The organism is Pseudomonas sp. BF-R-01 (assembly GCF_019946615.1).
GTDB lineage: Bacteria > Pseudomonadota > Gammaproteobacteria > Pseudomonadales > Pseudomonadaceae > Aquipseudomonas > Aquipseudomonas migulae.
The window spans coordinates 1-8,143 of the sequence record NZ_JAGYFX010000165.1 but is presented as its reverse complement, the minus strand read 5'-3'; the positions used below and the strand labels follow the sequence as shown (position 1 = coordinate 8,143).

The window sequence follows — 8,143 nt, the reverse complement described above, 5'->3', positions numbered from 1 at the left end:
GTCGCCCCCTCGAGAGGCCGAGCGCAGGTTCTGCGCAGTGGGCAACCCGGCATGGATGCCGGGTTAGCCGCGCACGGCCAGGGATGGCCGATCGCGGCGGGCCCACGGAGCAGGACCGGAGCGAGGGCATGCCGAGCATTAGCGAGGCACCGAACGAAAGGGGCAAGAGCGCTTTGGTTACTTTCGCGCTTTTCGAAAGTGACTCGCTGTAAGAGCGAAACCAATAGCCGCCCTCACCGAAGAAACGGATATGCCCCCCATTGTTACGTTTCCTGCAAAGCTGAATCAGCCCCAGCCCCCTTTATCCATCACCACCAAGGACTAAACTTCAAGCATCAAAACCAACACCGAGCGCACAAAAATGAAAACCCTGACCACCCTGTTTCTGACCCTGATCGCCACCTCAGCCATGGCCGCCAGCGAGCCCGCCGCCACCCCGTACGACCCGGCGCAGCCGCTGGACATCGCCAAGGTGGTTTCCGTGACCGACACCGCAACCGCGTGCGACGTCGTGCCGGCAACCATGGTCTACATCGACCATCAGGGCCAGACCCATCGCGTGACCTACCAAGTCATGGGCAACTGCACAAGCAACCTGTAACACCACCAGGCATCACACGATCAGCCGTTTCGCCTGCAACGCCAAATCATGCAGGCCGGCCAAACGCGCCATGATCCGTTCGACCACCTCGACCCTGGCCACCGCACCGCTTTGCAATTCCCCCATCGAATGCAAAGCCACTCCAGCCTTTTCCAGCCCCAGACGAGTGGAGCCGGATAACTGCTGAATCCCCTGGCGTGCATGCTCCGCCGACTGCTCCAGCCCCGTGGCGATTTGCCGGATCTGCGCACTGGAGTCCGCGGCCTGACGCGAGAGATTGCGCACCTCATCGGCGACCACCGCAAACCCTCGGCCATGACTGCCCGCCCTCGCCGCCTCGATTGCCGCGTTGAGCGCCAGCAAATTGGTCTGACGGGCGATGTCCTGGATGCTGCCGACAATCGCACCGATGCGCATCGACTGACTGCCGAGCTCATCGAACACCTGATCCAGACGCTGCATGTAGAGGTTCAGGTCCTCCAGCACACTGGCCGAAGATTGCATGCTCTGCGCACTCGCCTTGACCCGATCGCCGGCCGTGCGCGCCAGTTGATTGGCAAAGCGCATGTCTTCCTCGGTTTGCAGCACCGACTCGGTCAATTGCTCCAGCTTGACCTGCAAGCCGATGTTGTAAGGCGGTTGTTCTTTTTCAATGGTCATAGCAGCGTCCAGGTGTAACTGAGGATCAGGCGGTTTTCGTCGATGTCACTGCGGTAGTTGGAACGGGCCATCACGTTGCGCACGCGAATCCCGAGGCCTTTGAGGCTGCCGTTTTGCAGCACGTAGCCGAGGTCGAGATCACGCTCGCGATCCTTGCCCTCGAACCCTTGCCCTGTGTCGACGTTATTACCGGAAATGTAACGCACGGTGCTGGTCAGCCCCGGCACACCGAGGGCGGCGAAGTCGTAGTCGTAACGCGCCTGCCAGGAGCGTTCGTCGGTAAAGGCAAACTCGTAGGTCGGCACCTCGTTGCCCAGCGGCGAGATGTTGGCGAAGACACGCGGGAATGCGCTGTCACCGAACATCCCCTGATAACCGACATAAAACGTGTGACCACCGCGCTTGGCCGACAACAGCGAGAAGAACGCCTGGTTATCGATGTTGCCCAACAGCTTCTTGCCGTCTTCGCGCGAATCGTAATAACCAAGGTTGGCGCCCAGGGTCCAGTCACCCATCGGCTGGCTGTGCTTGAGACCGAGAAAACGCTGGTTGTAGATATCTTCCAGTTGCCCGAACCAGGCGCTGACCGAGCTGCGTTTATCGTTGAAGGCGTAATCGGCGCCGGCAAAGTTGAAGCCATCACTGCTGACCTGGCGCTGCGGCACGTGGCCGAGCATGGCCTGCATTTTTTCGTCGCCCGCCTCGTTGCGCAGGCTGGTCGTGTTCAAGTGACCGCCTTGCAAAGTCAGGCCATTGATCTCACTGGAGCTGATGCTTGCACCTTGATAGCTGGGCGGCAGCAGGCGGATATCACTGAACGCCAGCACTGGCAGGTTGGGTTGCAACTCCCCGACCTTCAGCTCTGTTTTGGAGTAACGCACCTTCAGCGCAGCTTCGAGACGGCTGTAATCATCTGCCGCGCGCCCGTCATCCTTGACCGGCAGCAAACCGGTATTGACCCGATCCGGGCTGCTGTCGAGTTTGAGGCCGAGCAGGCCGATCACATCCACACCAAACCCGACGGGGCCCTGGGTGTAGCCGGATTTGACGTTAAGGATGAAGCCCTGCGCCCACTCTTCGGCCTTCGACTGTTTGTTCGCCCCGACGATGTCGGAGAAGTCCCGGCTGAAGTAGTAATTGCGTGCCTGCAAGGTGGCCGTGGTGTCTTCGATAAAGCCGCCCTCTGCCGCCATCGTACCGGTGGAGAAACCCGAGACGAGCGCCATGGACAACACGGAACCGGTTGTTGGAAGAATCTGTTTCATCGTTTTTTCTCTTATTTTTATTGATCGACAGTTGGAAGTGCTTCAGCCGCCGCGCTTTCGCGACGGGCGTTTAACAACACATGGGTGACCATGCCGAAAATCAGTCCCCAAAAAGCCGCGGACAAACCCAACAACGACATGCCCGAAGCGGTGGTGAGGAAGGTCACCAGCGCGGCTTCGCGATCACTTGGCACCGCCATTGCGCCGGCCAGTGCCCCGGCAATCGCGGCGAACAACGCCAGCCCGGCCAGCGCCGCGATCAGCTCTTTGGGGAACGCCGAAAACAGCGAAACCAGGGTGGCGCCGAAGATGCCCAGCAGCAGGTAACACAGCCCGCCGACCACCCCGGCCACGTAGCGCTTGCCAGGATTTTCATGGGCCTCGCGACCGGTACAAATGGCTGCGGTGATCGCCGCCAGATTCAGCCCGTGGCAACCGAACGGTGCCAACAGCGCCGTGCCCAACGCGCTGCTGGCGATGATCGGGCCGGACGGCGTCGCGTAACCGCTGGCCCGCAGCACCGCCATGCCGGGCACGAACTGGCCGGTCAGCGCCACCATCACCAGCGGCAAGGCAATGTTCAGCGTCGCGCTCAGGCTGAACACGGGCGTGATCCACACCGGCGTGGCCAACCCGATCACCAGCGCTTCGCTGTGCAAATCACCGCCGAGAAACGCCATCGAGCAGCCCACCAGCAGCACCATCACCACCGCATAACGCGGCATCAGCCGTTTGCAGATCAGGTACGTGGCAAACATCGCCAGCACCAGCAACGGTTTGCCCTGCAACGAGACAAACAACCCGGTGCCGAAACTGAACAGAATCCCCGCCAGCATCGCCGCCGCAACAGCCGCCGGCAGTTTGCCGATGATCCGGTCAAACGCCCCCGACACCCCGACCAGGAAAATGATCAGGCTGCTGACCAGGTACGCGCCCACCGCCTCCGGCATCGAGATCCCCGGCAACAGCGCCACCAACAATGCCGAGCCCGGCGCCGACCACGCGATGATCACCGGCACGCGGTAACGCAGGCTTAAACCGATGCCGAGCACCGCGCTGCCGATGGAAATCGCCCAGACCCACGACGACAACACTTCCCGCGACAGGTGTGCGGTCTCGGCCGCCTGGAAAATAATCACCAACGGGCCGGCATAGGAAATCACCGTGGCGATAAATCCGGCGACGGCCGCCGACAGGGAAAAATCCCGGACAAACGTTTTCATGAAGCTTCGCCGACAGACCCGTCTGGCGAACCGTTGCGCAGGCCCGACAGCGCTTGCCTGTGACTGCGCTGACTGCTGATCGCAAACACGGTCATGGCAATCGCGGCCACCGCACCGGGCAAGGCAAACGCCATGAAGTTGAGTTGCAGCGGCAGGCTGATCCCGAGCAAGGCACCGCCCAGCAGCGGCCCGACAATCGCGCCGTTGCGTCCGATGCCCGAGGCCCAGCCCAGACCGGTGGAGCGAATGGTCATGGAGTAGAACTGCGCGGCGCAGGCGTACAACAGAATCTGCGAACCGATGGTGGTGGCGCCGGCGATGGCGATCAGCAAGTACAGCAGCGGCATCGGGCTGTTGAAACCGAGCAAGGTGATCGACACGGCGGCCACGGCGAAGAACACCGCCAACACCCGTGGCAGGTTCAGTTTGTCGCCCAGCACGCCGCCACCGACCGCACCGAAAATGGCGCCGAAGTTGAGCACCAGCAGGAACGACAGGCTCGAACCCAGGCTGTAACCGGCGTTGGCCATCAGTTTCGGCAGCCAGGAACTCAAGGCGTAAACCATCAACAAGCAGCAGAAAAACGCCAGCCACAACATCAGCGTGCGCAGTGCGCGCCCCTCGCGAAACAGTTGCAGCACGGGGGTGCCGGTGCCCTTCACTTCGCTCATGTGCAGTTGATCGCCGGACTGCGCGACGTACGCCGGATCGACCCGTTGAAGAATGGCCCGCGCCTCTTCATTGCGTCCCTGACGCAGCATGAAACCCACCGACTCGGGCAGGAAGTACATGATCAGCGGCAACAACACCAACGGCAGCACCGCGACGTAAAACACCGACTGCCAGCCGAAGCTCGGGATCAGCACGATGCCCAGTCCCGCCGAGAGCATGCCGCCCACGGAGTAGCCGCTGAACATGATCGCCACCAGCGTGCTGCGGATTTTCTTCGGCGCGTACTCGTTCATCAGCGCCACGACGTTGGGCATCACCCCGCCAATGCCCAGGCCGGCGATGAACCGGCACAGGCCGAACTCGGTGGGGTTGCGGGCAAAACCGTTGAGCACGGTAAAACCGCTGAAGAGCATCACGCAGATCGTGATGGCTTTCTTGCGGCCGATCTTGTCCGAGAGCGGGCCGAAAAACAGCGCGCCGAACATCATTCCAAACAATGCGTAACTTCCCAGCGCGCCGGCCTGCAAGGGACTGAGCCCCCACTCCTTCATCAGCATCGGCAACACCACGCCGTAAATCACCAGATCGTAACCGTCGAAAATGATGATCAGGGCACACCAGAACAGCACCATCCAGTGGAAGCGGTTGAATCGAGCGTTGTCGATAACCTCATGTACGTCGATCTTGCGCATGGCATTCATCTCTTGTTGTTGTTTTATTCAGAACGTCGGTAAAGCGGCTAACGTCCCGTAAAGCCGAGGGTAAAGCTGCCAGGCGCGGGGCAATATCCGCTTTGCGCAGATCGCTATCCGTTTTGTGCAGGGCCCTGAAACGGGCACGGGATGGGGCAATGGCGTGACAGGCTTTTGCTCTTCTCCGACAAACTGTCTTCTTTGCGAACGCATTTGAACGCTAAGCTTGGGCCTATGGATGACTCAGATTACTTACGCCTGCTGACCATTGCGGCCGAGCAAGCCAACGCGTTTCTTTCCAATGCCCGCAAATGGGAGCGTGAGCGTTGGGTGTGCCAGCGCCTGCTGCAAGGGCTGAACATTCCTTACCGCACCGACGAGTTCGCGCCCGCCGGGGAGCCGCCGGACGTGCTGTTTCGCGAGGCGAATTTCGAAGTGTTTTTCGTGCTCGACGAAGGCCGGCGCCTCAACGATGAGTGGCGCGATGAACTGCAACGCCGACGCAGTGCGTTTTCGCTGAGTTCGCTGGTGCGTCGCGAAGCCAAACCCCGGCGCATTCCGGCCAATGAATTCCTGCTGAGACTGGCGCCGACCTTGCGCAAAAAAGCGCACAACTACAAAGAGCGCGGCATGGACCTGGGCGAGCTGGACATCATCGCCTTCGCCAGCCTCAAGCGCGAAGTGCTCGACCTCAACAGCCATTTCCCGCCGCCCACCGAATACTTGCGCCAGGGCTGGCGCTCGTTGTCGCTGGTGGGGCCGACCTTCGCCCGTGTTTTATTTGCGCATCCCGACGCTCCGGATTTCCTGCGCAGCAACCTCGGTCGCAGCATCGTCTTCGATGTCGGGATCAGCCTGTGAGTCCATTGCAGGAACTGATCGCTGAAGTCCCGCAAACCGGCCGCGTACGCTGGATCGGCGTGCGCCCGCAGCCACACGTGCCGATGATCGAACTGGAGGCCGTGGAGGCACGACTCGAGGCCGGGTTGACCGGCGATCGCGCCCGCCCCGGTGTGCGCAATGCGCGGCAGGTGACGCTGATTCAGTGGGAGCATCTGGCGGTGATCAACTCGCTGATGGGCCGCTCGGAAGATAATCCGCTGTTGCCTAATGATTTGCGGCGCAACCTCGTTATCAGTGGGATCAACCTGTTCAGCCTCAAGGGTCGCCGCTTCAAAATCGGCCAGGCGATTTTCGAAACCACCGGTTGGTGTCAGCCCTGCGCGCGCCTGCAAAACAACCTCGGCCCTGGCACCTTTCAGGCCGTTCGCGGACATGGCGGAATCACCGCCCGAGTGTTACAAAGTGGAATCATTCGCCTGGACGATACGGTCAGCGTCGAGCCTGTTCCAGCGAGCGGCTATGCTCCGTTCAATGCGGGCTGATGTGTTACACCGCCGCCCGCATGTAGCTTCCCCACATTCAGCAACGTCTACCCCTGACGAGGCCCGATATGACCAGCCGCCTGAACCCCGACGACCAAAAGCATGTCGAAGAGTACCTGCACCTGTCCCAGCACCGAGTCGAGCGCCGGCCTTTCCGGCCGTGGATGCTCCTGGTGGTGGTGCTGGCAGTGACTATTGGCCTGGGCCTGTTGAGCCGATTTATCAGTTACCTGACGCTATGAGCTGCATCGCGCTCGCTCGGGTAATTGCACCGATTTCTTTTAGCCTTGCGAGATATCCCCATGACTCATCGTATTGTCATCGTTGGCGGCGGCGCCGGCGGTCTGGAGTTGGCTACCCGTCTGGGTAAGACTCTGGGCAAGCGCGGCACGGCCAGTGTGATGCTGGTCGACGCGAACCTGACCCACATCTGGAAACCACTGTTGCATGAAGTGGCGGCCGGTTCCCTGAACTCTTCCGAAGACGAACTCAACTATGTTGCCCAGGCAAAATGGAACCACTTCGAGTTCCAGCTGGGGCGCATGAGCGGGCTTGATCGGGCACAGAAGAAAATCCAGCTGGCCGCCACCTATGACGAAGCCGGCCTGGAACTGGTGCCGGCGCGTGAAGTGCCGTACGACTCGCTGGTGATCGCCGTCGGCAGCACCACCAACGATTTCGGCACCCTGGGCGCGGCGCAACATTGCCTGTTCCTCGACACACGCAAACAGGCCGAGCGTTTCCACCAGCAACTGCTCAACCATTACTTGCGCGCGCACGCCGGGCAGACGGATGTGGTGCAGCGGATCAGCGTGGCCATCGTCGGCGCCGGTGCCACGGGCGTCGAGCTGGCCGCCGAACTGCACAACGCCGCGCATGAACTGGCGGCTTACGGTCTGGACCGGATCAAACCGGAGAACATGCACATCACCTTGATCGAAGCCGGTCCACGGGTGCTGCCAGCATTGCCGGAACGCATTGGCGGGCCTGTGCATAAAACCCTGGAGAAACTCGGGGTCAATGTCATGACCAACGCGGCCGTTAGCGAAGTGACCGCCGACAGCCTGATCACCGCCGACGGCAAAGTGATCAACGCCAGCCTGAAAGTCTGGGCCGCCGGGATTCGTGCGCCGGGTTTCCTCAAGGACATCGACGGTCTGGAAACCAACCGCATCAACCAGCTGCAAGTGCTGCCGACCCTGCAAACCACCCGCGACGAAAACATCTTCGCCTTCGGTGACTGCGCTGCCTGCCCGCAACCGGGCACTGATCGCAATGTGCCGCCGCGCGCCCAGGCGGCACATCAGCAGGCGTCGTTGCTGGCCAAATCGCTGAAGCTGCGGATCGAAAACAAACCGCTGCCTGTATACAAGTACACCGACTACGGCTCGTTGATTTCGCTGTCGCGTTTTTCGGCTGTGGGTAACTTGATGGGCAACCTGACCGGCAGCGTGATGCTCGAGGGTTGGCTGGCGCGGATGTTTTATGTGTCGCTGTACCGCATGCACCAGATGGCGCTGTATGGCGCGTTCCGCACGGCGATGTTGATGCTGGGCAGCAAGATTGGCCGCGGGACTGAGCCGCGCCTGAAACTTCACTGATATACATCCCTTGTGGGAGCGAGCCTGCTCGCGATAGCGGGGTG

Annotated in this window: 8 protein-coding genes and 1 pseudogene; 5 read left to right on the top strand and 4 right to left on the bottom strand. The window is 61.1% G+C overall.

Features of this window, described 5'->3' with window-relative positions:
• Positions 1 to 361 precede the first annotated feature (361 nt).
• The gene (locus KGB27_RS30165) at positions 362 to 601 is read left to right on the top strand and encodes a DUF2790 domain-containing protein (RefSeq protein ID WP_223453089.1); all 240 of its coding nucleotides are present in this window, start codon (positions 362 to 364) and stop codon (positions 599 to 601) included.
• 12 nt (positions 602 to 613) lie between these two features.
• Here the strand turns inward: KGB27_RS30165 and KGB27_RS31705 are convergent.
• From KGB27_RS31705 to KGB27_RS30145, 4 genes and pseudogenes are all read right to left on the bottom strand, one after another.
• Positions 614 to 1,015, bottom strand: a pseudogene (locus KGB27_RS31705) (methyl-accepting chemotaxis protein); the annotation flags it as partial.
• Positions 1,016 to 1,257: 242 nt separating this feature from the next.
• Positions 1,258 to 2,526 carry an OprD family porin gene (locus KGB27_RS30155; protein ID WP_223481906.1) on the bottom strand — a complete coding sequence of 423 codons (1,269 nt, stop codon included), beginning with the start codon at positions 2,524 to 2,526 and terminating at the stop codon, positions 1,258 to 1,260.
• A 17-nt stretch (positions 2,527 to 2,543) separates the two neighbouring features.
• Positions 2,544 to 3,749 carry a benzoate/H(+) symporter BenE family transporter gene (locus tag KGB27_RS30150; protein WP_192419968.1) on the bottom strand — a complete coding sequence of 402 codons (1,206 nt, stop codon included), beginning with the start codon at positions 3,747 to 3,749 and terminating at the stop codon, positions 2,544 to 2,546.
• Positions 3,746 to 5,113 carry an aromatic acid/H+ symport family MFS transporter gene (locus tag KGB27_RS30145; RefSeq protein WP_008028725.1) on the bottom strand — a complete coding sequence of 456 codons (1,368 nt, stop codon included), beginning with the start codon at positions 5,111 to 5,113 and terminating at the stop codon, positions 3,746 to 3,748. The genes KGB27_RS30150 and KGB27_RS30145 overlap by 4 nt, the downstream gene beginning before the upstream one ends.
• Before the next feature lie 234 nt (positions 5,114 to 5,347).
• Between KGB27_RS30145 and KGB27_RS30140 the strand changes: the two genes are divergently transcribed.
• From KGB27_RS30140 to KGB27_RS30125, 4 genes are all read left to right on the top strand, one after another.
• Complete coding sequence (locus KGB27_RS30140) at positions 5,348 to 5,974, top strand: DUF1780 domain-containing protein (RefSeq protein WP_032828736.1); 627 nt, start codon at positions 5,348 to 5,350, stop codon at positions 5,972 to 5,974.
• A complete protein-coding gene (locus KGB27_RS30135) occupies positions 5,971 to 6,498 on the top strand; it encodes an MOSC domain-containing protein (protein ID WP_008028728.1) in 528 nt (175 codons plus the stop codon). The genes KGB27_RS30140 and KGB27_RS30135 overlap by 4 nt, the downstream gene beginning before the upstream one ends.
• 68 nt (positions 6,499 to 6,566) lie before the next feature.
• Entirely contained in the window at positions 6,567 to 6,740 is a 174-nt protein-coding gene (locus tag KGB27_RS30130; protein WP_008028730.1) for a DUF3094 domain-containing protein, read from the top strand.
• Positions 6,741 to 6,800: 60 nt separating this feature from the next.
• Complete coding sequence (locus KGB27_RS30125; RefSeq protein ID WP_223557313.1) at positions 6,801 to 8,099, top strand: NAD(P)/FAD-dependent oxidoreductase; 1,299 nt, start codon at positions 6,801 to 6,803, stop codon at positions 8,097 to 8,099.
• Positions 8,100 to 8,143 lie beyond the last annotated feature (44 nt).